The sequence below is a fragment of the Paracoccus pantotrophus genome (assembly GCF_008824185.1).
In the GTDB taxonomy this organism is placed as follows: domain Bacteria; phylum Pseudomonadota; class Alphaproteobacteria; order Rhodobacterales; family Rhodobacteraceae; genus Paracoccus; species Paracoccus pantotrophus.
Window position 1 is genome coordinate 664,134 of sequence record NZ_CP044423.1, and the last position, 25,223, is coordinate 689,356.

A 25,223-nucleotide genomic window follows, 5' to 3' on the forward strand; every position below is an offset into this window, starting at 1 on the left:
CCGGCCCGTCCCTTCCGGGGGCGGGCCGCTTCGCCGCCTCGATCCGGCCGGGCCGGGTCTGGTGTCCGGTCTTTCGGAGGGGGTGATGGCCCATATCCTGATCGTCGAGGACGAGGACAATATCGCCGCCGCGCTGGAGTTCCTGCTGGCGCGGGCCGGCCACAGCTACAGGCGGACTGCCGGCGGCCTCGCGGCGCTGGACGAGATCCGTTCCAACCGGCCCGACCTGGTGCTGCTGGACATCATGCTGCCCGACATCTCGGGTTACGAGATCGTCGTGGCGTTGCGTGCCGATCCCGCCCTGCGCGACGTGCGGGTGCTGTTGATGACCGCGCGCGGCTCGGTGGTGGAACGCCGCAAGGGGCTGGCGCTGGGGGCGGACGGTTTCATCGCCAAGCCCTTTGAACTGTCGGAACTGCGGGCCGAGATCGCCCGGCTTCTGGAGCATGCCAACTGATCTCCGGGATCGGCTGGCCGCGCCGGATCGTCGCAGCGGGCCGGCTGTTCGGGCGGGACGCAGCTTTTCCCTTGCCTCCCGACGGCATATCGCGATCCTCGGGGCCGGGATCCGCGCCAGCACGGAGGATAGCGATGACCGACGCCTATCAAGCCATCATCGACCGCTGCGCCGGTCTGCCGCCCCTGCGCACCGCCGTGGTCCATCCGGTGCAGCATTCCGTCTTCGAGGCGGTGGGCGATGCGGTGGCTGCCGGGCTGATCGAGCCGGTGCTGATCGGCCCCGCCGCCCGCATCGCCGCTGCGCTGGCCGAGGCCGGCCAGGCCCCCGACGCCTATGAGATCGTCGATACCGAACACAGCCACGCCGCCGCCGCCCGTGCCGCGCAGATGGCCGCCACGGGTCAGGTCGGCGCCATCATGAAGGGCTCGCTGCATTCCGACGAGCTGTTGGGCGCGGTGATCCACCCGCAATGCGGGCTGCGCACCGAGCGGCGGATCAGCCACGCCTTCCTGATGCTGACCGAGGATTACCCGCGCCCCTTCATCATCACCGATGCGGCGGTCAACATCGCGCCCGACCTGATGGTCAAGGCGGATATCCTGCACAATGCCATCGTTCTGTGGCGCGTGCTGTGGGGGCCGGCCCGGCCCAAGGTCGCGATCCTTGCCGCGGTCGAGACGGTCAATCCCAAGATGCAGGCCACGCTGGACGCGGCGGCCTTGTGCAAGATGGCCGATCGCGGCCAGATCGCGGATGCGGAGCTGGACGGGCCGCTGGCCTTCGACAATGCGATCAGCCCGGCGGCGGCGCGGGAAAAGGGCATCGTCTCGCCGGTGGCGGGGCAGGCCGACATCCTGCTGGTGCCCGACATCGAATCGGGCAACATGCTGGCCAAGCAGCTGATCTTCATGGGCGGCGCCGATGCGGCGGGGATCGTGCTGGGCGCGCGGGTGCCGGTCATCCTGACCAGCCGCGCCGATTCCGTGCGCGCCCGGATGCTGTCCACCGCGCTGGCCGTGCTGATGGCCGAGGCGCGCCGGCTGGGGCAGGTGAAATGATCGCGGCGATTCTGACGCTGAATGCCGGCTCGTCCAGCCTGAAGTTCCGGGTCTTCGCGCGCGAGGGGCTGGCGCTGCTGGCGCGCGGGGCGGTCAGCCGCATCGGCGCGGATGCCGAGCTGGCGGCCCGGCTGGCCGGCGGGCCCGAGTTCCGCAGCCCGGTCGCCGGCGGCGATCATGCCGCGGCCATGCAGGCGGTGCTGGATTTCATCGATGCCCATGACGAGGGCTGGCGGATCGAGGCGGTGGCGCATCGCATCGTGCATGGCGGCACGCGCTACACCCGCTCGACCCCGGTCACGCCGCAGGTGCTGGAGGATCTGGCGGCGCTGATCCCGCTGGCGCCGCTGCACCAGCCGCACGGGCTGGCCGCCATCGCCGCGGCGCGGCGGCTGGTGGGCGAGGACGTGCCGAACCTGGCCTGTTTCGACACCGCCTTCCATGCCGGGCGGGATGCGCTGTTCACCCATTTCGCCCTGCCCGAGGCATTGTTCGAGCAGGGCGTACGCCGCTATGGCTTTCATGGCCTGTCCTATCAATGGCTGGCGCAGGTGCTGGCGCGCGACCATCCCGACCTGCATCGCGGTCGCGTCGTCGCCGCGCATCTGGGCAATGGCGCCAGCCTTTGCGCCATGCATCAGGGGCGCAGCGTCGATACCACCATGGGCATGACCGCGGTGGACGGCATTCCCATGGGCACGCGCTCGGGTGCCGTCGATCCGGGCGCGATCCTGCTGATGCAGCGCAGCTTCGGCATGGCCCCCGAGCAGGTCGAGGATCTGATCTACAACCGCTCGGGCCTTCTGGGCATGTCGGGCAGGTCGAACGATGTCGCGGCGCTGCTGGCCGACGGCTCGGCGCAGTCGCGTTTCGCGCTGGACCATTTCGCGCTGAAATGCGCGCAGGCGGCGGCGGCCATGGCGGTCTCGCTGGGCGGCATCGACGCCATGGTCTTCACCGGCGGCATCGGCGAGAACGCGGCCCCGGTGCGCGAGGCGATCCTGCGCCGCATGGCGCCCTTGGGCGATTTCGCGACGCTCATCATCCCCGCCAACGAGGAGCGGATGATGGCGATGGAGGCCGCGGCGCTGCTGGCCTAGCGCTGGCGGACATAGCTGCCCGGCGCGTCCTCCAGCACCGGATAGCCCGCGGCGGCGGCGCCCATGGCCGGCGGCGCCACCCGCTCGGCCGCGGAATGCCGCGCCAGCCAGTCGGTCCAGGCCGGCCACCAGCAGCCCTCGCGCAGCGCGGCGGCGTGCAGCCAGTCGTCGGACGGCAGGCAGGTGCCGTCCCGGCCGCGGGTAGCGATGCGGTGATGGCCGGGCCCGGTCGGATCCAGGATGATCCCCGCCAGGTGGTCCCGGTCCCCCAGCACGAAGGTCAGCTCGGCATCGCTGAGGCAATGCAGCCGGTAGACCGAGCGCCAGGGGGCGACGTAATCCTCTTCGGTGCCGACGGCAAAGACCGGCGCGCGGATGTTGCGCAGCGCCACCGGCCGGCCGTCCGCCAGCAGCCGGTCGCCGGCCAGCGCGTTCTCCAGGTAGAAGCGGCGCAGGTATTCGCCCTGCATGCGATAGGGCATGCGGGTCGAATCGCTGCTCCAGGCCAGGATGTCGGTCATCGGCTCGCGCTCGCCCATCAGATAGGCGCGCACCATGCGCGACCAGACCAGGTCGTTCGAGCGCAGGAAGCGGAAGGCGCCCAGCATCTGCTCGGCCGTCAGGTAGCCGCGCTGCCGCATCGCGCCTTCCAGGCTGTTGAGCTGGTCGTGGTCGATGAACAGGCCCAGCTCCCCCGGTTCGGCGAAATCCGTCTGCGCCGCCAAGAGCGAGATGCTGGCCAGTCGGTCGTCCCGTGCCCCGCCCATCGCCGCCGCCGCGATGGCCAGCAGCGTGCCGCCCAGGCAATAGCCTGCCGCATGGATGCCCCGCCCCGGCAGGATGGCCGAGATCGCATCCACCGCCGCCATCACCCCCAGGCTGCGGTAATCCTCCAGCGTCAGGTCGCGGTCCTCGGCCGTGGGATTGCGCCAGGAGATGCAGAAGACCGTGTGCCCGGCCCGGACCAGGTGCCGGACCAGCGAGTTTTCCGGCGACAGGTCGAGGATGTAGTATTTCATGATCCAGGCCGGGACCAGCAGCACCGGCTCGGCCAGCACGGTGTCGGTGTCGGGGGCGGGGGCGTATTGGATCAGCTCGATCAGGTGGTTGCGATAGACCACCTTGCCGGGGCTTGCCGCGACCTCCTGGCCGACGCGGAACCGCTCGGTCCCGACCGGGGGCTTGCCGGCGGCCAGCCGCGCCATGTCCTCGGCCCAGTTGCGCATGCCCACCCATTGGCTCAACCCCGCGGTCTCAAGGGTGCGGGTGATCACCTCGGGATTGGTGAAGGGCAGGTTGGCCGGCGAGGCCATGTCCAGCCATTGCTGCACCATCGCCGAGAGCAGGTTTTCGCGGTGCGGATCGACGCCGGGCACGTCGCGCGTCGCCTCCTGCCACCATTGCCGCGCCAGCAGGAAGCCCTGGGCCCAGAGGCTGAAGGGCGGGTTCTGCCAGGCTGCGGCCGCGAAGCGGCGGTCCTGGGGACCGGGGCGGATCACCGGCTCGGCCGCCGGATCGGCGGCGAGCGCCGCGGCATGGGTCAAGAGCGCGGCCGCCTCGCGCGCGGCCTTGTCGGCCAGTTGCAGCCGCTTGCCCGGCGCGGCGGCCAGATGCGCCGACCAGTCCATCAGCGCCATGCCGAGCGCCAGGGGCGAGACGCCGGTGCCGAAGCCGGCGGCCATCGCCTCGCGCAGCCGGTCGATGGCGCGATAGGGGGCCGCCCCGGTCGGGGTTGGGCCGGTTGCAGGGCTATTCACCGTTTCCTCCATGGCAGCAGATCCCGGTCGCGGGTGGGGCGGGCCGGGCGCCGCCGCGCCCGGCGGGCGGCTCAGGGCACCAGCACGGCCGCGCCGTCGAAGCGGCCGGCGCGCAGGTCGTCCAATGCGCGATTGGCCTCGCGCAGCGGATAGGTCGTGGTTTCGGTGGCGATGCCGATGCGGGGCGCCAGCGACAGGAAGTCCAGCCCGTCCTGCCGCGTCAGGTTGGCGACCGAGGCGATCTGGCGTTCGTGCCAAAGCAGCGCATAGGGAAAGGCGGGGATGTCGCTCATGTGGATGCCGGCGCAGACCACGCGGCCGCCCTTGCGCACCGCCTTCAGTGCCGTCGGCACCAGATCGCCCACCGGGGCGAAGATGATCGCGGCATCCAGCGGCTCGGGCGGGGGCTGGTCCGAGCCACCGGCCCAGACCGCGCCCAGCCGGCGCGCGAAATCCTGCGAGCGCAGGTCGCCGGGGCGGGTGAAGGCATGGACCGCACGGCCCTGCCACGTCGCCACCTGCGCGATGATATGGGCCGCCGCGCCAAAGCCGTAAAGCCCCAGCCGCGGCGCCTGGCCCGCGATCACCAGCGCGCGCCAGCCGATCAGCCCCGCGCAAAGCAGGGGCGCCAGCGCCACGTCCTCGCCCGCCTCGCCCAGGGGAAAGGCGAAGCGCGCGTCGGCGATCGCCGCGGTCGCATAGCCGCCGTCCCGCGTGTAGCCGGTAAAGCCCGGCGCGTCGCACAGGTTCTCGCGCCCGTCGCGGCAATAGGGGCAGGCGCCGCAGGCGTGGCCGAGCCAGGGGATGCCGACCCGCTGGCCCAGGGCAAGGCCGGTAACGCCGGGGCCGAGCGCCTCGATCCGGCCGACGATCTCGTGTCCGGGGATGATCGGCAGCACCGGGTCGGGCAATTCGCCGTCGACCACGTGCAGGTCGGTGCGGCAGACCCCGCAGGCCAGGACGCGGACCCGGATCTCGCCCGGACCGGGGTCACGGTCGGGCAGTTCGGTCCAGACCAGCGGCGCGCCGATCCTGTGCAGCAGCATGGCATGCATCGGGCATCTCTCAACAGCGGGGTCATGTCCAATATGCGGATGCCGGGGCGGGCTTGTAAATGGGCGCGGCCTTAGGTCGCGGGCCTTTCGGCCCGGCCGGTCACGCCGCCGCGTGCGGCAGCACCCAGATGCCGTTGTCGGGCACGGCATTGACGCGCAGCCGGCAGCCATAGGCGCTGGACAGCGCCTCGTCGGTCAAGACCTCGTCGGGGCGGCCCTGGCACAGGACGCACCCGCCGCTCATCAGCACCAGCTTTTGTGCGAAAAGCGCAGTCAGGTTCAGGTCGTGCATGACCGCGACCACGCCGCCGCCGGCCCTGGCGTAACCGGCGGCCAGCCGCATCACCGTTAGCTGATGGGCGATGTCGAGGCTGCTGACCGGCTCGTCCAGCATCAGCCAGCGCGGGCCCTCCGCGTCCAGCGGCTGCCAGACCTGCGCCAGCACGCGGGCCAGCTGCACCCGTTGCTGCTCGCCCCCTGACAGCTCCTGGTAGAGCCGGCCGGAAAAGCCCGGCAGATCGACCGCCGCCAGCGCCGCCGGCACCAGCGCCTCGGCGCGCTCGCCCCGCGCCTCGACGCCGATGCGCACGACCTCGGCCACGGTGAAGGGAAAGGACAGCGCGGCGGCCTGCGGCAGCACGCCCCGGCGCTGGGCCAGCGCCTCGGGCGACAGGGCGGCGATGTCGCGCCCGTTCAGGGTGATGGCCCCGCGGCAGGCCAGTTCTCCGGTCAGGCTGCGCATCAGCGTGGTCTTGCCCGAGCCGTTCGGCCCGACGATGGCGGTGATCTCGCCCGCCCGCGCCTCGACCGAGACGCCGTGCAGGATCTCTTTGCGGCCAAGGCTGACCCGGATGTCGGTGGCAATCAGGCTCACAGGTCCAGCACCCCCCGGTTGCGCAGCAGGATCCACAGGAAGAACGGCCCGCCCATGACGGCGGTGACGATGCCGATCGGCAGCTCGGCCGGGGCGATGACGGTGCGGCTGACCATGTCGGCCAGCAGCAGCGTCACCGCGCCCAGAAGCGCCGAGTTGACCAGCAGCCAGCGGTGATCCGGCCCGCTGGCCAGACGCAGCAGATGCGGCACGACGATGCCGACGAAGCCGATGCCGCCCGAGACCGCGACCGCGGCGCCGGTGGCGGCGGCGACGGTCAGGATGGCGCGGTTCTTGACCTTCTGCACCCGGATGCCGACATGGCCGGCCGCCGCCTCTCCCAGCGCCAGCGCGTTCAGGCCGCGCGCGAGCCAGGGGGCGTAAAGCAGCGCCAGCGCCATGATCGGCGCGCCGGCCAAGAGCTTGGGCCAGTTCGCCCCGGCCAGCGAGCCGAGCCCCCAGAAGGTCAGGTCGCGCAGCTCGCGGTCATTGGCACGCAGGATCACCAGCCCCGACAGCGCCGCCATGATCGCCCCCAGCGCGATGCCGGCCAGCAGCATGGTGGCGACCGAGGTGCGCCCGCGCCGGGTGGCGATGCGGTAAAGCGCCATGGTGGTCAGCCAGCCGCCGGCAAAGGCGGCGACGGGCACCAGATACCAGCCGAAGAACGCCGCGATCCCGGCCGGCAGCGTGCTGCCCAGCACGATGGCAAGGATCGCGCCCAGCGAGGCGCCCGAGCTGACGCCGACGATGCCCGGATCGGCCAGCGGGTTGCGGAACAGCCCCTGCATCACCGCGCCCGAGACCGCCAGCGAGGCGCCGGCAAAAATGCCCATCAGCACCCGCGGCAGCCGGATGTCCATCAGCACCACCCGGTCCTGCACCGCAAGCTCGCGCCCCGCCAGCAGGTCCGAGACCGCCCGCGCAAGCGACGTCCCCGAGGCGCCCCAGCCCAGCGAGACCACCGCGACCACCGCCAGCAGCAGCGCCAGGAACAACCCCAGGCGCCGCGCGCGATGGCTGCGGTCGCCTTGCAGCCGTCCGGGGCGAAGGTCGGGCGACAGGGCCACCATCACGACCCCGCGTATATCAGGTCGTGCAGCTCGACCGCCGCCTCGCCGGTGCGGGGACCGAAGCCCAGCAGTTTCAGCCCGTCCATCATCACCACCGTGCCCGCGCGTCCCGCCGGGGTCTGGGCCAGCGCCGGCATGGCCAGCACCGCCTGTTTCGCCGCCGTGTGGCTGCTGCCGCCATTGGCATCCGCGTCCGCCTGCGCGTCGCCGCGGCGCATCATCAGGATGACATCGGGCGCGGCCGCGATCACCGCCTCGTCGGTGACGGGCTTGTAGCCCTGGACGCCCGGCATGGCGTTCTGCGCCCCGGCCAGGCGGATGATGCCGTCCGCCGCCGTGTCCGCGCCGCCGGCCATGACGCGCCCGCCCTGCAGGGACAACACGAACAGCACCTTCTTCGGCTCGCCCACGGCCTGCGCCCGGCCGAGCGCCGCTTGCAGCTCCGCCGCCAGTTTGTCGTGCAGCGCGCGGCCCTTGTCCGGCACGCCGAGCGCCTCGGCCACCGCATCGACCTTGTCCAGAACGCCCTCGGCGTCATAGCGTTCCGCGACGCTGACGAAGGCCACGCCGGCCGATTGCAGCACTGCCACCGCCTCGGGCGGGCCGGCGCCGTCCTCGGCGATGATCAGGTCGGGTGCGACCGACAGCACGCCTTCGGGCGACAGCGCGCGCACATAGCCGACATCGGGCAGGGCATTGGCCTCGGGCGGCCAGTTCGAGGTGGTGTCGCGGCCGATCAGCCGCGCCTCCTCGCCCAGCGCATAGACGATCTCTGTCACGGAACCGCCCAGCGACAGCACGCGCTGCGCTTCGGGTTGATCCTCGGCCGCGGCCTGGCCGGCCAGCAGGACCAGGGCAAGCGCCAGCCGTTTCATTCTGCCGCCTCGGCCAGCGCCGGCAGGCCGGCGACCAGCGCCGCCCATTGTTCGGCATCACCGCCCTTTTCCGGGCGCAGGCCGAAGCATTGGAAGATCAGCGCCCCCTCGGCGTCGAAGGCCTCGACCGAAATGGCCGGGCCTCGCCTGGTGGGCTTGTCCACCGCCCAGACCTCGGCCACGTGGTCGCCGCGCAGATGCAGGTTGAAGCGCGGGTCCATGACATTGAGCCACGGCCCCATGGGCCTCAGCGACTGGACCTGGCCGGAATGGATCTCGATGCAGCCCATGTTGCCGACAAAGAACATCACCCCCACGCCCCCGGCATGGACGCGCTCCAGCAGCGCCGGCACCGCCTCGACCGCCAGCGGCCGCACCAGCGGCGCGCCGGCGATGCGATAGGCGCCCAGCCGGTTCATCTTGAGCCGCCGGATCAGGATGTTGAACTGATGCGTATCGGTCATCGCCGCCCATTCCCGGCGCAGGGCATCGGCGCGCTCGGCGCCGGCCTTGGGCGGCTCGACCGGCGCGCGGGGCTCGAAGCGGGCGGTGTCGGACTGGTCCGCCAGCGCCAGGTCGCGCTTCAGCGCCTCCCAGGCCGCCAGTTCCGAGCCCTCGCGCAGGTGGATCTTGTGGACCGCGTCGCCCGCCGCGTCAAAGACCTGGACCGAGCGGCGGGTGGCGGTTCCGACCTCGGATTCGACGGCGAAGGCATGCAGCCAGTGGCGCGGAAAGATGCGCAGGTCGATCTCGGGGTCCAGGGTCATGGCGGCATGCTCGCCATCGTGGAAGTCGTTGTAGGTGCCGAGTTTCTCGATCACGCAGGACCGGTTGCGGGTCAGGGCCATCACCTCGCCCAGGGCCTGCACCTGCGGGATCAGCCGGCCGGGCAGAGGGTCGATGCGGGTCGCGCCATGGCCGACCCGCGCCGCGACCAGCGCGGCCTCGGGGACGCCCAGCCGTTCGGCCAGGTCATAGGGGCGGCCGCCGTCCTCGGCCTGGATGCGGCGCAGATCCGCCGGGGAATGGTCGGTCATCGCGGTGTCCTTCGTTGCTGTTGCGCGCCAGCCTCTGCCCGGCTCGGTGCCGGACAAGGCGCAAGGAATCATTGACAGTTTTACTAAGAATATTTTAACCCGCGCAAGATGCCAGCCCCGTGGCCAGCCGTAGACTTCACGACATGACGACGGGGATCACATGCCACGCCATCCGATTCGCGGCGCGCTTCTGGCCGGAAGCGCCTGCGCCCTTACCTTTTCCACGCCGCTGCTGGCGCAGGAAACCGCCGGGACGCAGCCTGCGCCATCCACCTATGTGCTGGACCAGATCGTGCTGCGCGCCGGCAAGCCCAAGGTGGCCTCCGAGGTGCCGCAATCGGTCTCGGTCGTGGACGGCCAGCAGCTTGCGGATATCGAGCCGGTGCATATCGGCGAGGTGCTGGCGACGGTGCCCGGCGTCGCCGGCGTCGGCTCGGGCAGCTTCTTCGGCCAGGGTTTCAACATCCGCGGCTTCGGTTCCTCGGGCGCCGCCGCCTCGGAATCCGGGATCGTCCAGCTGATCGACGGCGAGGAGAAATATTTCGAATCCTACCGCCAGGGCGCGCTCTTCGTCGAGCCGGACTTCCTGCGCCAGGTCGAGGTGCTGCGCGGCCCCGGCTCATCCACGCTTTACGGCTCGGGCGCGCTCGGCGGGGTGATCGCCATGGAGACGATCGAGGCCGGCGACCTGATCGCCGAGGGCCAGAGCTTCGGCGGCAAGGCCAAGCTGGGCTATGCCAGCAACCCCGACACGGCCTTGGGCAGCGTCGCGCTCGGCTGGCGCCCGGCCGAGGATTTCGAGGCGCTCGCCGCCTTCGCCTGGCGCAAGCTGGGCGATACCAAGGATGCAGAGGGCAATACCAGCATCCGCTCGAACTCCAGGACGCCGAACCTGCTTCTGAAGGCGAGGAAGACCTTCGGCGATCACCATGTCGCCTTTTCCTACCAGCATCTGGAGGCCAAGGGCGAGAACCAGGACTTCAATCAGCTGGAAGGGGCGCAGGTGGGGCTGTTCCCGGGCTTTTCGGGCTGGGGCGTCGGCGACATCACCACCCGCGACCAGACCGCGCGGCTGATCTGGGGCTGGAACCCGGACGACAACCGCTATGTCGATGTGACGGCCACGCTGTCCTATACCAACACCATGAAGGACGTGCGGCAGGGCGACGATCCGGACGAGCCGATCATGCCCTCGCTGCTGGGGCGGCGCGACTATCGCCTGTGGAAGTTCAAGCTGGCCAACGTGGCCGACCTGTCGGGCGCCGGCCATGATCATGCCCTGACCACCGGCTTCGAGCTGCTCAAGCAGGATCGGTCGTCCAGCGTGCCCTCGGCCTCGCATCCCGAGGGCTTCACCCGCGCCTGGGGGGTCTATGCCCTCTCGGAAGTGACCTGGGACAGGCTGACGGTCAATTCGGGCCTGCGCTACGAAAGGCAGCGCACCGAGCCCAAGGACACCGTCGGTTTCGCCGCCGAAGAGCGCAGCTTCGAGGCGGTCGAGCCGCAGGTCGCGGCGATCTACAGGCTGGACGGGCAGTGGTCGGTCTTCGGCTCCGTCGCCTTCGTGAACCGGATGCCGACGGTGGACGAACTCTACGACGGCTCCATGGCCACGGCGCCGAACCCGAACCTGAAGGACGAGAAGGGCAAGAACCTCGAGGCCGGGATCTCCTATCGCGGCAATGGGCTGTTTGCCGAGGGCGACGAGGCGGTGATGAAGCTGACGCTGTTTCGCAATCACATCACCGACATGATCGCCCGCTCGGGCGCGGGACCGTCGGCCCATTTCACCAATATCGACCGCGCCTATCTGCGGGGCGGCGAGCTGGAGGCCAGCTATACGCTCGACGCCTGGGAGTTCGGCGCCGCGGTCTCGGTGGTCGAGGGCGAGGACCAGGACGGTACGGTGCTGGACACGCTGCCCAACGACCGCGTGACCTTGCAGGCGATCTGGCAGGCCGGCGACGCCTGGCGGCTGGGGCTGCGCAGCACCCTGGCCAGGGGCCGTGACAAGTCGGATGGCGAACATCGTGCCGGCTACGGCGTGCATGACGTCTTTGCCACCTGGGCGCCGCAATCCGGCGCGGCGGCGGGGATCGAGGTGCATATGGGCATCGACAACATCGCCGACCGTGACTATACGCCCGCCTCCTGGCTCAGCGGTCCGGCACCGGGGCGGAATTTCAAGCTGTCGGTCTCGCGCAGCTTCTGACGGGGCTTTCGGGCAGTCCCCGGAACGGCCGGGCCAGGCGCCGGCCGTTTTCATGCCCCGCGCCGGCCCCGCCTTGATGCGGGGCACGGGGTTCGGTTTCCGATCCGGGCCCGCCGCGTTCGGGCGGTTTACGCGACGGAACTGCCGCCGCCCCCTTGCGGTCGGCAAGGGGTTAGTGGTCGGAAATCACCTCAAGAAATGTATTTTACCCATTGCTGTCACTGGATTTTCACAAATCCATGCCACAGAGCCGCTGTTTCCGGCGCGGCGCTTGCCTGCCGCCTGCCATACCAAACCGACCAGTTGCGAATTGACACCCCGGCCCCCGGCAGGTGACAAATCCGCACAGGGAGGCGGATGGCGCATGGCGGGCCCTGGCCCAGTTGCTGCCGTCCGGGAACGATGACGCCGCAAGGCACGACTCGGAGGATACCATGCAGAAAACCCCATTCTGGCTTGCAGGGCTGATGGCGCTGCCCGTCGCGGCCGAGGCCAAGACCGAAATCTCGTGGTGGCACGCCATGACCGGCGCCAATGCCGAGGTCGTGACCAAGATCGCCAGCGATTTCAACGCAAGCCAGGCCGACTACGAACTCAAGCCCGTCTTCAAGGGCACCTATCCCGAAACGCTGAATGCCGGCATCGCCGCTTTCCGCGCGGGCCAGGCCCCCGACATCATCCAGGTCTTCGACGTCGGCACCGGCGTCATGATGGGCGCGCAGGGCGCCATCAAGCCGGTGGCCGAGGTGCTGCAGGAAGGCGGCTACGAATTCGACAAGAGCCAGTATCTGCCCGGCATCGTCGGCTATTACTCGACGCCCGAGGGGGACATGCTGTCCTTCCCCTACAACTCCTCCTCGCCGATCCTGTATTACAACAAGGACATCTTCGAAAAGGCGGGGCTGGACGTCGAGAACCCGCCCAAGACCTGGGCCGAGGTCTGGGCCGCTGCGCGCAAGATCAAGGAATCGGGGGCGGCGACCTGCGGCTATACCTCGACCTGGCTGACCTGGATCCATACCGAGAACTTCGCCGCCTGGAACAATGTCAGCTGGGGCACGAACGAGAACGGCCTGGCCGGCACGCCCGAGCTGAAGATCGACGGCCCGCTGTTCGTCAAGCATTTCCAGGAACTTGCGGACCTGGCGAAAGAGGGCGTCTTCGTCTATGGCGGCCGCACCAGCGAGGCCAAGCAGAACTTCACCTCGGGCGAATGCGGCATCCTGACCGAAAGCTCGGGCGGGCTGGGCGACATCGTGAAATCGGGCATGAACTACGGCATCGGCCAGCTGCCCTATGACGAGACCGCCGAGGGCGCGCCGCAGAACACCACGCCGGGCGGTGCCTCGCTCTGGGTGATGGGCGGCAAGTCGGACGAGACCTACAAGGGCGTCGCCGCCTTCTTCAACTACCTGTCGCAGACCGAGGTGCAGCAATACCTGCACGAGCAATCGGGCTATCTGCCGGTGACGATGGCGGCCTACGAGGCGACCAAGGGCTCGGATTTCTACCAGCAGAACCCCGGCCGCGAGACGCCGATCCTGCAGATGATGGGCAAGCAGCCGACCGAGAACTCCAAGGGCGTGCGCGCGCCGAACCTGCCGCAGCTGCGCGACATCCAGAACGAGGAGTATGAAAAGATGCTGGCCGGCCAGCAGGACGCGGCCACGGCGCTGAAGAACGCCGTCGAGCGCGGCAATGCCGCGATCCGCGAGGCCGCGGGCGGCTGAAACCAGGGGCGGGCGTTGCGGCGCCCGCCTGATCCGACAAGGGGGACGGATGAGACGCACGGTCTTTCCGCACAAGCTGTTGCCCTGGCTGCTGCTGGCGCCGCAACTGGCGATCACGCTGATCTTCTTCTACTGGCCGGCGGCGCAGGCCTTTCGCCAGTCGGTGCTGCGCGAGGATGCCTTTGGCCTGAAGACGACCTTCGTGGGGCTGGCGAATTTCCGCAAGGTGCTGAGCGATCCGAACTATCTGAACTCGGTCCGGGTGACGGTGGTGTTTTCGGTGCTGGTCGCCTTTTGCGCCATGGCGATTGCGCTGTTCCTGGCCGTGCAGGCGGAAAAGATCATCCGCGGCAAGGGCTTCTATCGCACGCTGATGATCTGGCCCTATGCGGTGGCGCCCGCCATCGCCGGCATGCTGTGGCTGTTCATGTTCAATCCCAGCTTCGGCACGCTGGCCTGGCCGCTGCGGCAGATGGGCATCTACTGGAACCCGCTGCTGGACGGCGAGCAGGCGATGGCGCTGGTTGTCGCGGCCGCGACATGGAAGCAGATCAGCTATAATTTCCTGTTCTTTGTCGCTGGCTTGCAGGCGATTCCTCGATCGCTTCTGGAGGCGGCGGCGATCGACGGCGCCTCGCGCCGCCATGCCTTCTGGACCATCACCTTCCCGCTTCTGGCGCCGACGACCTTCTTCCTGCTGGTGGTGAACACCGTCTATGCGCTGTTCGACACCTTCGGCATCATCCATGCCGTGACCGGCGGCGGCCCCGGCAAGGCGACCGAGACGCTGGTCTACAAGGTCTATAACGACGGTTTCGTGAACCTGATCATGGGCGATTCCGCCGCGCAATCGGTGATCCTGATGATCATCGTGATCGCGCTGACCGCCTTCCAGTTCCGCTTCATCGAGCGGAGGGTGCATTATGGCTGAATCCTCTCCGCTGGCCGCGCGCGGCGCCGGGCGAGTGCTGGCGCATTTCTGGATGGTGCTGGGCGTGATCGTGGTGGCCTTTCCGGTCTATTACGTCTTCGTCGCCTCGACCCATTCGGTGCAGACCATCCTGCGCCCGCCGCTGCCGCTCTTGCCCGGGCCCGAGGCGGCGCGGAACTATTCCGATGCCTTCTCGGGCGGGATCAGCCGCATCGGCGGGGTCAGCCTGTGGCGGCTTCTGGCCAATACCACCATCGTCGCCATGGGCATCGCGCTGGGAAAGATCGTGATCTCGATGGCCTCGGCCTATGCCATCGTCTTCTTCCGCTTTCCGCTGCGCATGGCCTGTTTCTGGCTGATCTTCATCACCCTGATGCTGCCGGTCGAGGTGCGCATCCAGCCGACCTACAAGGTCATGGTCGACCTGGGGCTGATCGACACCTATCCGGGGCTGATCCTGCCCCTGATCGCCTCGGCCACCGCGACGCTTCTGTTCCGGCAGTTCTTCATGACCATCCCGGACGAACTCTTGGAGGCGGCGCGGGTCGACGGCGCCGGGCCCTGGCGGTTCTTCAAGGACATCCTGTGGCCGCTGTCGCTGACCAATGTCGCGGCGATCTTCGTGATCCAGTTCATCTATGGCTGGACGCAATACCTGTGGCCGCTGCTGGTCACCAATTCCAACGAAATGAACACCATCGTCATCGCGCTGAAGAAGATGATCTCATTCGCCGATGCCGATACGCCCTGGAACCTCGTGATGGTCACAAGCGTGCTGGCCATCCTGCCGCCGATCCTGGTGGTGGTGCTGATGCAGCGCTGGTTCGTCAAGGGCCTGGTCGAGACGGAGAAATAGATGGCCCGCATCCTGCTTAACGATGTCCGCAAGAGCTATGCGGGAAACCAGGTCATCCACGGCATCACCATGGAGATCGCCGACGGCGAATTCGTGGTCATTGTCGGACCTTCGGGCTGCGGCAAGTCCACGCTTCTGCGCATGGTGGCCGGGCTGGAGGCGATCAGCGCCGGCACGGTCGAGATCGGCGGCAAGGTGGTCAACGACCTGGAGCCGCGCCAGCGCGACATCGCCATGGTGTTCCAGAACTACGCGCTTTATCCGCATATGTCGGTGCGCGAGAACATGGCCTACGGGCTCAAGATCGCCCGGATGTCGAAAGCCGAGATCGAGGCCCGCGTCGCCAAGGCCGCGACCATGCTGGAGCTGGAGCCCTATCTGGACCGCAAGCCGCGCGCGCTGTCGGGCGGCCAGCGCCAGCGCGTCGCCATGGGCCGGGCGCTGGTGCGCGAGCCCGCCGCGCTGCTGCTGGACGAGCCGCTGTCGAACCTCGACGCCAAGCTGCGGGTGCAGATGCGCCTGCAGATCAAGGAGATGCACCTGCGCACCGGCCAGACCACGCTTTACGTCACCCATGACCAGGTCGAGGCGATGACGCTGGCGGACCGGCTGATCGTGATGAACAAGGGCGTGGCCGAGCAGATCGCGACGCCCTTGGAAGTCTATCAGCGCCCGGCCAGCGAATTCGTCGCCGGTTTCATCGGCTCGCCCGCCATGAACATCTTCACCGTCTCGGCGGCCGAGGGCCGCGTGACCCTGCCCGGCGGGGCGGTGCTGCCGCTGCCGGGCCTGCCGCGCGGCGGCGATCTGCGGCTTGGCCTGCGTCCCGAGCATCTGCGGCCCGCCGCGCCGGGCGAGGCGGCGATCCCGGTCCTGCTGCGTTCGGTCGAGCGGCTGGGCGCCGATGCCTTCGGCTATGGCATGATCGAGGGCTCGGAGGTGCCACTGGTGTTGCGCCTGCCCGGCACCAGCGGGCTGGCGCGCGGCGACCGGGTCGACGTGGTGCCCGATCCGGGGCACCTGCATGTCTTCGATGCGCAAGACGGCCGGCGCATCGAGGGCTGAACGGGGGTCAACCGGTCAGCGCCCTGTCCAGCGCCGCGAAGATCGGCCGGGTCAGGCTTTGCCGCACCCGCCTTATGCCGGCCCAGCCGCGTTCCCGCGCCGCCTGGGTGCCGAAGGCACGGGCGCTGGCGATCCCGGCCAGCTCGTCCCAGCCGACCGGCGCCGCCACCGGGGCGCCGGGCCGGGCGCGCACCGAAAAGGGCGCAACCGCCGTCGAGCCGCGCTCGTTGCGCAGCCAGTCGATGAAGATCCGGCCCTTGCGGCTGGCCTTGGCCAGTTCCACCGTATAGCGGTCCGGTTCGTCCTGCGCGCAAAGCGTCGCAAAGTCGCGGGCGAAACGCTTGAGATCGCCCCAGCCGAGGCTGCGGCGCAGGGGCACGACCAGATGCACGCCCTTGCCGCCGGTCAGCATCGCCCAGGGCTCAAGCCCCAGGTCCAGCAGCCGGCCGCGCAGCGACAGGGCGGCGGCACGCACGGCGTCGAAGTCCAGCCCCTCGTCGGGGTCTAGGTCGAAGACCAGCCGGTCGGGCCGCTCCAGCCGGTCGCGGCGGGCGGGCCAGATGTGGAACTCGACCGTGCCCATCTGCACCGCGGCGACCAGCCCGGCCGCGTCGGCGACATAGGCATAGGCCGCATCCTCGCCGTCGCTTTCGGTGATCCGCATCTGCCGGATCGCCTTGGGAAAGCCCTTGCCGGGATGCTTCTGGAAGAACCGCTCGCCCGCCATCCCGTCGGGCAGGCGCAGCAGCGACAGCGGGCGGTCGGCGGCCTCCTCCAGCATCAGCGGCGCGATCTGCTGGTAATAGCGCGCCAGCCCCGCCTTGGTCAGCCCCGCCTTGCCCGGTCCGGCATCGGCAAAGATCACCCGCTCGGGATGCGAGATGGTCACGCCTTCGATCCGCTCGGTCATCACCGGCTCCTGCGCTGCCTTTGGGGACCAACGCCGGCGGCGGGGTCGCGGTTCGCCGCCGGCCGGATTTGCGCTTGGCCGCGCCGCACCTATATCCCTCGCTGCAATGCGAAAGGGACAGGCAGGATGATGGACGAGGCGCAGCGACCCGGCCGGGCAGGGCCGATCCTGCATTTCCGCGGCATGGCGGGGCAGGGCATCCGGCTGGCGGCCATCGTCATCCGGCCGAAGGACGAACCCGCCCCGCCGCCGATCCGCCTGTCAGAGGCCGAGATCGCGCCGCGCCGCATCGCCCAGATCGCCGGCATCGCCGTCTGGAGGCACGATTTCACCCTGACCCCGGCGGATGGCGGCTATGAATTCGAGGGCACCTTTCACGCGGTCGCGACGGATCTGTCGGGCGACCTGCGCCTGGCCTTCGTTTCCTGCAACGGCGAGGAGAACGGCGATCTGGACCGCGACGGCGCCGAGCGCAACCTGATGTGGACGCGGCTGGCGCGCGACCATGCCCGCGCGCCCTTTGCGCTGCTGCTGCAGGGCGGCGACCAGATCTATGCCGACGAGGCGACGCAGGGCCACCCGCTGAGCCGGGACTGGCCCGACAAGGTGCCCGAGGTGGACGACCTCGCGCAGCTTGCCGATCTGGCGGAACACCTGCGCCGCCGCTTCGTCGCGCGCTATCTGCATGTCTTGCAGGCGCCGGGCTATGCCGCGATGGCGGCGCAGGTGCCGGCGCTGTCGGTCTGGGACGACCATGACATCTGCGACGGCTGGGGCTCGCTGCCGGAACAGCGCAGCCGCTCGGCCGTGGGCCGGACCCTGTTCGGCGTGGCGCGCGAGACCTACCTGCTGTTCCAGCACGGTGCGGCGGAAGGCGACATTCCCGAGCTGTTCCTGGATGCCTCGGGCGAAAGCCTCGGCTGGAAGCGCGAACTGCCCGGCCTGACCATCGCCGCGCCCGACCTGCGGTCCGAGCGCCACCGCCACCGCATCATGGGGCCCGCGGGCTGGCAAGCGGTCGAGGCGCTGGCGCCGCAGGGCGAACATGTGTTCCTGGTCTCCAGCGTCCCGCTGCTGGGTCCGCGCCTGTCGCTCCTGGAGCGGGTGATGATGGCGATTCCGCGCATGCAGCATTACGAGGACGACCTGCGCGACCAGTGGCAAAGCCGGGTGCATCGTGCCGAATGGCGGCGCTTGCTGGCCGAGGTGCTGAAATGGCGCGCCCGTGCCCATGTCACCGCGCTGTCGGGCGAGATCCACCTGGCGACCCGCGCCGTGATGGGGCCGGATGCGCAGAAGGTGCATCAACTGGTCGCCTCGGGCATTTCGCATCGCGCGCCGCCGCAGGCCTATGCCCGCGCGCTGGGGCTGTTCGCCGGCTTGGGCGAGGCGCCCTTGCCCGGCCACCCGATCCGCATCCACCCGCTGCCCGGCCAGCGCCACCGCTATGTGGCGCAGCGGAACTACCTGATCCTGGCCCGCCGCGACGGGCGCTGGCAGGCGGTCTGGCACCTGGAGGAGAGCGGCGAAACCCCGGCGCTGGATCTGTCCGACTGATGGGACGGGAAGGGACGGGCGGTTGCGCCGCCGGCCAAAGCCCGCTATGTCGGGCGCCCATACCGGTCGCAGCCTACCCGGTCATCAAAACAAGGGTCACATGATGAAGACGACAGTTGTCTGCTCGGGCGGACTCGATTCCGTATCGCTGGCGCATATGATCGCGGCGCAGGGCGGGCTTTCGCGCCTGATTTCCTTCGACTACGGCCAGCGCCACCGCAAGGAGCTGGATTTCGCCGCCGCCGCCGCCCGGCGGCTGGGCGTGCCGCATCACGTCATCGACATGCGCGGGGTGGGGGCGGTGCTGACCGGCTCGGCCCTGACCGGCGGCGCCGAGGTGCCGGACGGGCATTATGCCGAGGAGACCATGCGCATCACCGTGGTCCCGAACCGCAACGCCATCATGCTGACCGTGGCCTTCGGCATGGCGGCGGCGATGGGCGACCGGGCGGTGGCGACCGCCGTGCATGGCGGCGATCATTTCATTTATCCCGATTGCCGCCCCGCCTTCACCGAGGCCTTCCAGCACATGCAGGACGCGGCGCTGGACGGCTATGCGCAGGTGCGGCTGCTGACCCCCTTCGTGCATCGGAGCAAGGCCGACATCGTGACCGAGGGCGCCCGCCACGGCACGCCCTTTGCCGAGACCTGGTCCTGCTACAAGGGCGGCACCCTGCATTGCGGCCGCTGCGGCACCTGCGTCGAGCGGCGCGAGGCCTTCCACCTGGCCGGCATCCCCGACCCGACCGCCTATGAGGATGGCGATTTCTGGCGGCAGGCCATCGCGGAACGGGGGCGGGCCTGATGTTCCGCATCGCCAAGGAGTTCCATTTCTCGGCCTCGCACCAGCTGGCGCATCTGCCGCCGGATCACCAATGCGCCCGGCTGCACGGGCACAATTATGTCGTCGTGGTGGAACTGGCCGCGGCCGAGCTGAATGCCGACGGCTTCGTGCGCGACTATCACGAGCTTGCGGCGCTGAAGCATTATATCGACACGCATTTCGACCATCGCCACCTGAACGACGTGCTGGACGGCCCCTCGACCGCCGAGAACATGGCGCGGCATTTCCATGACTGGTGCAAGGCGCGCTGGCCCGAGACGGTGGCGGTCCGGGTGTCCGAGACGCCCAAGACCTGGGCCGAGTATCGGCCATGACCCTGCGCATTGCCGAAATCTTCGGCCCGACCATCCAGGGCGAGGGCGCGCTGATCGGCGAGCCCACGGTCTTTGTCCGTGCCGGCGGCTGCGACTACCGCTGCCTCTGGTGCGACAGCCTGCACGCGGTGGAGAGCCGCCACCGCCACGAATGGCGGCCGATGAGCGCCGAGGCGATCTGGGCCGATGTGCGGCGCCTGTCCGGCGGCCAGCCGCTGACCGTCTCGCTGTCCGGCGGCAATCCGGCGATCCAGGATTTCGCCCCGCTGATCGCGCTGGGACGCGCCGCAGGCTACCGCTTCGCCTGCGAGACGCAGGGCTCGGTCGCGCAGCCCTGGTTCGCGGACCTGTCTACGCTGGTGCTGTCGCCGAAACCGCCCTCCAGCGGGCAGGTGGTCGATTGGGACGCCTTCGACCGCTGCCTCAAGGCCGGCGAGGGTGCCGGCCAGCGGGTGCTGAAGATCGTGATCTTCGACCGGCGCGACCTGGACTGGGCGCGCGCGGTCGCCGACCGCCATCCCGGCCTGCCGCTCTACCTGCAGCCCGGCAACCCCGAAACCGATCCCGCCCAGCCGGTCGATCCGCAGGCCCTGGCCGACCGGCTGCTCTGGCTGGTCGAGAACACGGTCGGCCGTGGCTGGCTGAAACCGCGCATCCTGCCGCAGCTGCATGTCCTGATCTGGGGCAACCGGCGCGGCGTCTGACATTCGGAGAGAAGCATGACCGAGACGATCTACAGCGGCCTCAAGCAGCTGGGCGGCGCCACCCGGCTGCCCGAAAGCCCCGACAAGGCCGAGCTGGAGCGGGTGCAGAACCCGCAGGCCGACGTGTCCTATAACGTGCGCTTTACCGCGCCCGAGTTCACCTCGCTCTGCCCGATGACCGGGCAGCCGGATTTCGCGCATCTGGTCATCGATTATGTGCCCGGAGACTGGCTGGTCGAATCGAAATCGCTGAAGCTTTACCTTGGAAGCTTCCGGAATCACGGCGCTTTCCACGAAGACTGCACCGTCTCGATCGGCCGGCGGCTGGCGGGGTTTCTTGCGCCGCGCTGGCTGCGCATTGGCGGCTACTGGTATCCGCGCGGCGGCATGCCCATCGACGTGTTCTGGCAGACCGGACCCGTGCCCGAGGCGGTCTGGATCCCCGACCAGGGCGTGCCGCCCTATCGCGGCCGCGGCTGAACCCCGCCCATCCCTGCAAGAAACTATCGGTCGGCGCGGTCCCGGAGTATCGGGCCGCGCCGATTTCGCTTGACAGCCCGGCGGCGAGTATGTGAGCATTTGCCCATCACATTAGCAAATGCTGATCCGCAGGGGAGGACAATCGAATGAGCATGATGCTGCGCGGCCTGATGGGGGCTTGCGCCATGACGGCGCTGGCGGCGCCCGCCTTGGCCGAGACGCTGACCATCGCCACCGTGAACAACGGCGACATGATCCGCATGCAGAAGATGACCAAGCCGTTCACCGATGCGAACCCGGACATCCAGCTGGAATGGGTGACGCTGGAAGAGAACGTGCTGCGCCAGCGCGTCACCACCGACATCGCCACCAAGGGCGGGCAATACGACATCGTGACCGTCGGCAATTACGAGGTGCCGATCTGGGCCAAGCAGGGCTGGCTGACGCCGCTCGAGGACATGGGCGAGGATTACGACGCCGCCGACATCCTGCCGCCCATCGCCGAGGGGCTGTCGCTGGACGGCAAGCTTTATGCCGCGCCCTTCTACGGCGAATCCGCGATGATCATGTATCGCACCGACCTGATGGAGAAGGCCGGGCTGGAAATGCCCGAGCGCCCGACCTGGGACTTCGTCTATGACGCGGCGCGCAAGATGACCGACAAATCGGCCGAGGTCTATGGCATCTGCCTGCGCGGCAAGGCCGGCTGGGGCGAGAACATGGCCTTCCTGACCTCGATGGGCGCAAGCTACGGCGCGCCCTGGTTCGACATGGAATGGAAGCCGCAATTCTCGGGCGAGGCCTGGAAGAAGGCGCTGACCGATTACGTCGCGATCATGAACGAGGCCGGCCCGCCCGGCGCCTCGTCGAACGGCTTCAACGAGAACCTGGCGCTGTTCCAGACCGGCAAATGCGGCATGTGGATCGACGCCACCGTGGCGGCCAGCTTCGTGTCGAACCCCAAGGATTCGACCGTGGCCGACAAGGTCGGCTATGCGCTGGCCCCCGAGGGCGAGAAGCCGCAGATGTGGCTCTGGGCCTGGACGCTGGCGATCCCGTCCTCGACCGATGCGCCGGATGCGGCCAAGAAGTTCGTCGCCTGGGCGACCTCGAAAGCCTATACCGAACAGGTCGCGGCCGCCGAGGGCTGGGCGAACGTGCCGCCCGGCACCCGGACCTCGCTTTACGAAAATCCGGCCTATCTTGAGGCCGCGCCCTTCGCCAAGCCGACGCTCGACAGCATCATGTCGGCCGATCTTGCGAACCCGACCACCGTGGAAGTGCCCTATATCGGCACGCAATGGGTGGGCATCCCCGAGTTCCAGGCGCTTGGCACCGCGGTCGGCCAGCAATTCTCGGCCGCGCTGGCCGGGCAGGCCAGCGTCGAGCAGGCGTTGCAGATGGCCCAGCAGATCGCCGAGCGCGAAATGGCCCGGGCCGGCTATCCGAAGTGACCGCCGGTCCGGCCTGACGGCCGCGAACCGGGCGGGGGGCGGCAAGCCCGGCCCCTGCCGCAATCCGAACCCTCATCGCTCGCGTGGGAGGCGCGCCGATGGCTACCCGACATCAGAAAACACTCGCGCGCCTGATGGTCGCGCCCTCGGTCCTGCTGCTGCTGGGCTGGATGATCGTGCCGCTGGCCATGACGCTGTGGTTCAGCTTCCAGAGCTACAACCTGCTCTCGCCCGGCATGGAACGCTTCATCGGCTGGGCCAATTACCAGTATTTCCTGTCCGATCCCGCCTTCTGGACCGCGATGCAGAACACGCTGCTGCTGGTCGGGGGCGTGCTGGTCATCACCGTGGGGGGCGGCATCCTGCTGGCCCTGCTGCTGGACCAGCCGATGTTCGGGCAGGGCGTGGTGCGCATCCTGGTGATCGCGCCCTTCTTCATCATGCCCACCGTCTCGGCGCTGGTGTGGAAGAACATGTTCATGAACCCGGTGAACGGGCTTTTCGCCTGGCTCGCCAAGGCGGTGGGCGCGCAGCCCATCGATTTCCTGGCGCAATATCCGCTGATGTCGATCATCCTGATCGTCGCCTGGCAATGGCTGCCCTTCGCCACGCTGATCCTGCTGACCGCGCTGCAATCGCTCGACAGCGAGCAGATGGAGGCGGCCGAGATGGACGGCGCCGGTGCTTGGGCCAAATTCACCCACCTGATCCTGCCGCACCTGTCGCGCGCCATCACCGTGGTGATCCTGATCGAGACCATCTTCCTGCTTTCGGTCTTCGCCGAGATCCTGGTCACCACCAATGGCGGGCCGGGCTACCAGTCCACCAACCTGACCTATCTGGTCTTTTCGCAGGCGCTGCTGCAGTTCGACGTGGGCGGCGCATCCGCCGGGGGCATCATCGCCGTCATCCTTGCCAATATCGTCGCGATCTTCCTGATGCGGATGATCGGCAAGACGCTGGAGTAAGAACCATGGCCCGCAAGATTTCCGATACCCGCCGCTGGGGCTTCACCATCCTGGCCTGGGGCGTGGCGCTGCTGATCTTCTTTCCGATCCTGTGGACGATCCTGACCAGCTTCAAGTCCGAGGCCGACGCCATAGCATCCCCGCCGAAATTCCTGTTCTTCGACTGGACGACCCAGAACTATGCCGAGGTGCAGTCCCGCTCGCCCTATTTCCGGCATTTCATGAACTCGGTCATCATCTCGGTCGGCTCGACGCTCTTGGGCCTCTTGATCGCCATCCCGGCCGCCTGGTCGATGGCCTTCCAGCCGGCCAAGCGCACCAAGGATCTGCTGATGTGGATGCTGTCGACCAAGATGATGCCGGCCGCGGGCGTGCTGATCCCGATGTATCTGCTGTTCCGGTCCTGGGGCCTTCTGGATACGCGGCTGGGCATCACCGTCGTCCTGATGCTGATCAACCTGCCGATCATCACCTGGATGCTCTATACCTATTTCCGCGAGATTCCCTCCGAGATCCTCGAGGCGGCGCGGATGGACGGGGCGAGCCTCAAGAACGAGATCCTGCACGTGCTGACGCCGATGGCGGTGCCCGGCATCGCCTCGACCCTGCTTCTGAACGTCATCCTGGCCTGGAACGAGGCGTTCTGGACGCTGAACCTGACCACGTCCAAGGCGGCACCGCTGACGACCTTCATCGCCAGCTATTCCAGTCCCGAAGGGCTTTTCTACGCGAAACTCTCGGCGGCGAGCACCATGGCCATCGCCCCGATCCTGATCCTTGGCTGGTTCAGCCAGAAGCAACTCGTGCGCGGCCTGACCTTCGGCGCGGTGAAATGAAAGGGGGGAATGATGGGTAGCATCACGCTTCAACAGGTCCGCAAGAGCTTTGGCGAGGTCGAGGTCATTCCGGGCGTCGATCTGGAGATCCACGACGGCGAATTCGTGGTCTTCGTCGGCCCCTCGGGCTGCGGCAAGTCCACGCTCCTGCGCCTGATCGCGGGGCTCGAGGATGTGACCTCGGGCCGGATCGTCATCGACGGGCGGGACGTGACCCAGGCGCCGCCCTCGCAGCGCAAGCTGGCCATGGTGTTCCAGTCCTATGCGCTTTACCCGCATATGTCGGTCAGGAAGAACATCGCCTTTCCGCTGAAGATGGCGGGCATGGCGGCGGATGAGCAGGAGCGGCGCGTCCAGCACGCCGCCGGCATCCTGAACCTGACCGATTACCTGGACCGCCGTCCCGGCCAGCTGTCGGGCGGCCAGCGCCAGCGCGTCGCCATCGGCCGCGCCATCGTGCGCGAGCCCTCGGCCTTCCTGTTCGACGAGCCATTGTCGAACCTCGACGCGGCCTTGCGGGTGAACATGCGGGTCGAGATTTCCGAGCTGCACAAGAAGCTGGCGACGACCATGGTCTATGTCACCCATGACCAGGTCGAGGCGATGACCATGGCCGACAAGATCGTCGTGCTGCGCGCCGGCCGGGTCGAGCAGGTGGGTTCGCCGCTCGAGCTTTACCGCAAGCCCGCGAACCGCTTCGTTGCCGGTTTCATCGGCAGCCCGAACATGAATTTCATCGAGGGCGAGGCGGCCGCCGCCAAGGGGGCCCATGCCATCGGCGTGCGCCCCGAGCATTTCACCATGTCCACCACCGGCGGCCAGTTCGCCGGCACGGTGGGCGTGGCCGAGCATCTGGGCTCGGACACCTTCCTGCATGTCGAGCTGGACGGCGGCACCCCCATCGTCGCGCGGGCGGCGGGCGAGTTCCCGGTGGATCACGGCGACCGCATCTGGCTGACCCCGCAGGACGGCCGGGTCTATCGCTTCGACCAGAACGGCCTTGCGCTTTGACGGCAGCCGCGTCGGGGTCGCTGCCGCGGCCCCGTCTTTGCAGATCAGAACCGGGATGAATT

24 protein-coding genes are annotated in these 25,223 nt (G+C 68.7%); 17 read left to right on the forward strand and 7 right to left on the reverse strand.

The window, feature by feature from the left end; all coding sequences use genetic code 11:
• The first annotated feature begins 85 nt into the window (after nt 1-85).
• The 3 genes from ESD82_RS03140 (at nt 86) to ESD82_RS03150 (ending at nt 2,618) form a co-directional block, all read left to right on the forward strand.
• Complete coding sequence (locus tag ESD82_RS03140) at nt 86-457, forward strand: response regulator transcription factor (protein WP_147429026.1); 372 nt, start codon at nt 86-88, stop codon at nt 455-457.
• A gap of 134 nt (nt 458-591) precedes the next feature.
• On the forward strand, nt 592-1,518 hold the full coding sequence (locus tag ESD82_RS03145; RefSeq protein WP_024845142.1) for a bifunctional enoyl-CoA hydratase/phosphate acetyltransferase: 927 nt from the start codon (nt 592-594) through the stop codon (nt 1,516-1,518).
• Nucleotides 1,515-2,618 carry an acetate/propionate family kinase gene (locus tag ESD82_RS03150; protein ID WP_147429025.1) on the forward strand — a complete coding sequence of 368 codons (1,104 nt, stop codon included), beginning with the start codon at nt 1,515-1,517 and terminating at the stop codon, nt 2,616-2,618. The genes ESD82_RS03145 and ESD82_RS03150 overlap by 4 nt, the downstream gene beginning before the upstream one ends.
• On the opposite strand, the gene ESD82_RS03155 is transcribed toward ESD82_RS03150, so the two are convergent.
• The 6 genes from ESD82_RS03155 to ESD82_RS03180 all read right to left on the reverse strand — a co-directional run bounded on the left by ESD82_RS03155 (nt 2,615) and on the right by ESD82_RS03180 (nt 9,289).
• Nucleotides 2,615-4,375, reverse strand: coding sequence for a PHA/PHB synthase family protein (locus ESD82_RS03155; RefSeq protein ID WP_244314492.1), 1,761 nt, complete (start codon nt 4,373-4,375; stop codon nt 2,615-2,617). The two genes, ESD82_RS03150 and ESD82_RS03155, sit on opposite strands and share 4 nt — an antisense overlap.
• Nucleotides 4,376-4,446: 71 nt before the next feature.
• Nucleotides 4,447-5,430: a zinc-dependent alcohol dehydrogenase family protein gene (locus ESD82_RS03160; protein ID WP_147429023.1), complete on the reverse strand. Its 984-nt coding sequence runs from the start codon at nt 5,428-5,430 to the stop codon at nt 4,447-4,449.
• Nucleotides 5,431-5,530: 100 nt separating this feature from the next.
• On the reverse strand, nt 5,531-6,304 hold the full coding sequence (locus tag ESD82_RS03165; RefSeq protein ID WP_147429022.1) for a heme ABC transporter ATP-binding protein: 774 nt from the start codon (nt 6,302-6,304) through the stop codon (nt 5,531-5,533).
• Nucleotides 6,301-7,377: a FecCD family ABC transporter permease gene (locus tag ESD82_RS03170; RefSeq protein WP_147429021.1), complete on the reverse strand. Its 1,077-nt coding sequence runs from the start codon at nt 7,375-7,377 to the stop codon at nt 6,301-6,303. The genes ESD82_RS03165 and ESD82_RS03170 overlap by 4 nt, the downstream gene beginning before the upstream one ends.
• Nucleotides 7,377-8,252 carry a heme/hemin ABC transporter substrate-binding protein gene (locus ESD82_RS03175; protein WP_147429020.1) on the reverse strand — a complete coding sequence of 292 codons (876 nt, stop codon included), beginning with the start codon at nt 8,250-8,252 and terminating at the stop codon, nt 7,377-7,379. Before ESD82_RS03175 ends, ESD82_RS03170 begins: the two co-directional genes overlap by 1 nt.
• Nucleotides 8,249-9,289, reverse strand: a complete 1,041-nt coding sequence (locus ESD82_RS03180; protein WP_147429019.1) for a hemin-degrading factor — start codon at nt 9,287-9,289, stop codon at nt 8,249-8,251. Before ESD82_RS03180 ends, ESD82_RS03175 begins: the two co-directional genes overlap by 4 nt.
• A 160-nt stretch (nt 9,290-9,449) precedes the next feature.
• Here ESD82_RS03180 and ESD82_RS03185 point away from each other — a divergent pair, with 160 nt between their 5' ends.
• The 5 genes from ESD82_RS03185 (at nt 9,450) to ESD82_RS03205 (ending at nt 16,083) form a co-directional block, all read left to right on the forward strand.
• Nucleotides 9,450-11,501, forward strand: a complete 2,052-nt coding sequence (locus tag ESD82_RS03185) for a TonB-dependent receptor domain-containing protein (RefSeq protein WP_147429018.1) — start codon at nt 9,450-9,452, stop codon at nt 11,499-11,501.
• A gap of 434 nt (nt 11,502-11,935) precedes the next feature.
• Complete coding sequence (gene ugpB / locus ESD82_RS03190; RefSeq protein ID WP_024845150.1) at nt 11,936-13,231, forward strand: sn-glycerol-3-phosphate ABC transporter substrate-binding protein UgpB; 1,296 nt, start codon at nt 11,936-11,938, stop codon at nt 13,229-13,231.
• Between the two features lie 49 nt (nt 13,232-13,280).
• Complete coding sequence (gene ugpA / locus ESD82_RS03195) at nt 13,281-14,162, forward strand: sn-glycerol-3-phosphate ABC transporter permease UgpA (protein WP_024845151.1); 882 nt, start codon at nt 13,281-13,283, stop codon at nt 14,160-14,162.
• Nucleotides 14,155-15,018, forward strand: coding sequence for a sn-glycerol-3-phosphate ABC transporter permease UgpE (ugpE, locus tag ESD82_RS03200; RefSeq protein WP_147429017.1), 864 nt, complete (start codon nt 14,155-14,157; stop codon nt 15,016-15,018). Before ugpA ends, ugpE begins: the two co-directional genes overlap by 8 nt.
• Nucleotides 15,019-16,083, forward strand: coding sequence for a sn-glycerol-3-phosphate import ATP-binding protein UgpC (locus ESD82_RS03205; RefSeq protein ID WP_024845153.1), 1,065 nt, complete (start codon nt 15,019-15,021; stop codon nt 16,081-16,083).
• A gap of 7 nt (nt 16,084-16,090) precedes the next feature.
• Here the strand turns inward: ESD82_RS03205 and ligD are convergent, their stop codons facing one another.
• Nucleotides 16,091-16,993 carry a non-homologous end-joining DNA ligase gene (gene ligD / locus ESD82_RS03210; protein ID WP_244314493.1) on the reverse strand — a complete coding sequence of 301 codons (903 nt, stop codon included), beginning with the start codon at nt 16,991-16,993 and terminating at the stop codon, nt 16,091-16,093.
• Nucleotides 16,994-17,119: 126 nt separating this feature from the next.
• Here ligD and ESD82_RS03215 point away from each other — a divergent pair, with 126 nt between their 5' ends.
• The 9 genes from ESD82_RS03215 to ESD82_RS03255 all read left to right on the forward strand — a co-directional run bounded on the left by ESD82_RS03215 (nt 17,120) and on the right by ESD82_RS03255 (nt 25,161).
• The gene (locus ESD82_RS03215) at nt 17,120-18,550 is read left to right on the forward strand and encodes an alkaline phosphatase D family protein (RefSeq protein WP_147429015.1); all 1,431 of its coding nucleotides are present in this window, start codon (nt 17,120-17,122) and stop codon (nt 18,548-18,550) included.
• A 103-nt stretch (nt 18,551-18,653) separates the two neighbouring features.
• Nucleotides 18,654-19,355, forward strand: a complete 702-nt coding sequence (gene queC, locus ESD82_RS03220) for a 7-cyano-7-deazaguanine synthase QueC (RefSeq protein WP_147429192.1) — start codon at nt 18,654-18,656, stop codon at nt 19,353-19,355.
• Complete coding sequence (locus ESD82_RS03225; RefSeq protein WP_147429014.1) at nt 19,355-19,708, forward strand: 6-pyruvoyl trahydropterin synthase family protein; 354 nt, start codon at nt 19,355-19,357, stop codon at nt 19,706-19,708. Before queC ends, ESD82_RS03225 begins: the two co-directional genes overlap by 1 nt.
• Complete coding sequence (gene queE / locus ESD82_RS03230) at nt 19,705-20,412, forward strand: 7-carboxy-7-deazaguanine synthase QueE (protein ID WP_147429013.1); 708 nt, start codon at nt 19,705-19,707, stop codon at nt 20,410-20,412. The genes ESD82_RS03225 and queE overlap by 4 nt, the downstream gene beginning before the upstream one ends.
• A 15-nt stretch (nt 20,413-20,427) precedes the next feature.
• The gene (gene queF / locus ESD82_RS03235) at nt 20,428-20,892 is read left to right on the forward strand and encodes a preQ(1) synthase (RefSeq protein ID WP_024845159.1); all 465 of its coding nucleotides are present in this window, start codon (nt 20,428-20,430) and stop codon (nt 20,890-20,892) included.
• 146 nt (nt 20,893-21,038) lie between these two features.
• A complete protein-coding gene (locus tag ESD82_RS03240; protein ID WP_147429012.1) occupies nt 21,039-22,346 on the forward strand; it encodes an ABC transporter substrate-binding protein in 1,308 nt (435 codons plus the stop codon).
• A 98-nt stretch (nt 22,347-22,444) separates the two neighbouring features.
• Complete coding sequence (locus ESD82_RS03245) at nt 22,445-23,314, forward strand: carbohydrate ABC transporter permease (protein WP_024845161.1); 870 nt, start codon at nt 22,445-22,447, stop codon at nt 23,312-23,314.
• A gap of 5 nt (nt 23,315-23,319) precedes the next feature.
• Nucleotides 23,320-24,150, forward strand: a complete 831-nt coding sequence (locus tag ESD82_RS03250; protein ID WP_024845162.1) for a carbohydrate ABC transporter permease — start codon at nt 23,320-23,322, stop codon at nt 24,148-24,150.
• A gap of 12 nt (nt 24,151-24,162) precedes the next feature.
• Nucleotides 24,163-25,161 (forward strand): ABC transporter ATP-binding protein, encoded by a 999-nt coding sequence (locus tag ESD82_RS03255; RefSeq protein ID WP_147429191.1) that lies wholly within the window; start codon nt 24,163-24,165, stop codon nt 25,159-25,161.
• Nucleotides 25,162-25,223: the final 62 nt, after the last annotated feature.

Bases quoted from the DNA above. Each gene is read 5' to 3' on its own strand.
- ESD82_RS03140 (WP_147429026.1), top strand. From the start codon at position 86: ATGGCCCATATCCTGATCGTCGAGGACGAGGACAATATCGCCGCCGCG.
- ESD82_RS03145 (WP_024845142.1), top strand. From the start codon at position 592: ATGACCGACGCCTATCAAGCCATCATCGACCGCTGCGCCGGTCTGCCG.
- ESD82_RS03150 (WP_147429025.1), top strand. From the start codon at position 1,515: ATGATCGCGGCGATTCTGACGCTGAATGCCGGCTCGTCCAGCCTGAAG.
- ESD82_RS03160 (WP_147429023.1), bottom strand. From the start codon at position 5,430: ATGCATGCCATGCTGCTGCACAGGATCGGCGCGCCGCTGGTCTGGACC.
- ESD82_RS03170 (WP_147429021.1), bottom strand. From the start codon at position 7,377: ATGGTGGCCCTGTCGCCCGACCTTCGCCCCGGACGGCTGCAAGGCGAC.
- ESD82_RS03175 (WP_147429020.1), bottom strand. From the start codon at position 8,252: ATGAAACGGCTGGCGCTTGCCCTGGTCCTGCTGGCCGGCCAGGCCGCG.
- ESD82_RS03180 (WP_147429019.1), bottom strand. From the start codon at position 9,289: ATGACCGACCATTCCCCGGCGGATCTGCGCCGCATCCAGGCCGAGGAC.
- ESD82_RS03185 (WP_147429018.1), top strand. From the start codon at position 9,450: ATGCCACGCCATCCGATTCGCGGCGCGCTTCTGGCCGGAAGCGCCTGC.
- ugpB (WP_024845150.1), top strand. From the start codon at position 11,936: ATGCAGAAAACCCCATTCTGGCTTGCAGGGCTGATGGCGCTGCCCGTC.
- ugpA (WP_024845151.1), top strand. From the start codon at position 13,281: ATGAGACGCACGGTCTTTCCGCACAAGCTGTTGCCCTGGCTGCTGCTG.
- ugpE (WP_147429017.1), top strand. From the start codon at position 14,155: ATGGCTGAATCCTCTCCGCTGGCCGCGCGCGGCGCCGGGCGAGTGCTG.
- ESD82_RS03205 (WP_024845153.1), top strand. From the start codon at position 15,019: ATGGCCCGCATCCTGCTTAACGATGTCCGCAAGAGCTATGCGGGAAAC.
- ligD (WP_244314493.1), bottom strand. From the start codon at position 16,993: ATGACCGAGCGGATCGAAGGCGTGACCATCTCGCATCCCGAGCGGGTG.
- ESD82_RS03215 (WP_147429015.1), top strand. From the start codon at position 17,120: ATGATGGACGAGGCGCAGCGACCCGGCCGGGCAGGGCCGATCCTGCAT.
- queC (WP_147429192.1), top strand. From the start codon at position 18,654: ATGAAGACGACAGTTGTCTGCTCGGGCGGACTCGATTCCGTATCGCTG.
- ESD82_RS03225 (WP_147429014.1), top strand. From the start codon at position 19,355: ATGTTCCGCATCGCCAAGGAGTTCCATTTCTCGGCCTCGCACCAGCTG.
- queE (WP_147429013.1), top strand. From the start codon at position 19,705: ATGACCCTGCGCATTGCCGAAATCTTCGGCCCGACCATCCAGGGCGAG.
- queF (WP_024845159.1), top strand. From the start codon at position 20,428: ATGACCGAGACGATCTACAGCGGCCTCAAGCAGCTGGGCGGCGCCACC.
- ESD82_RS03240 (WP_147429012.1), top strand. From the start codon at position 21,039: ATGAGCATGATGCTGCGCGGCCTGATGGGGGCTTGCGCCATGACGGCG.
- ESD82_RS03245 (WP_024845161.1), top strand. From the start codon at position 22,445: ATGGCTACCCGACATCAGAAAACACTCGCGCGCCTGATGGTCGCGCCC.
- ESD82_RS03250 (WP_024845162.1), top strand. From the start codon at position 23,320: ATGGCCCGCAAGATTTCCGATACCCGCCGCTGGGGCTTCACCATCCTG.
- ESD82_RS03255 (WP_147429191.1), top strand. From the start codon at position 24,163: ATGGGTAGCATCACGCTTCAACAGGTCCGCAAGAGCTTTGGCGAGGTC.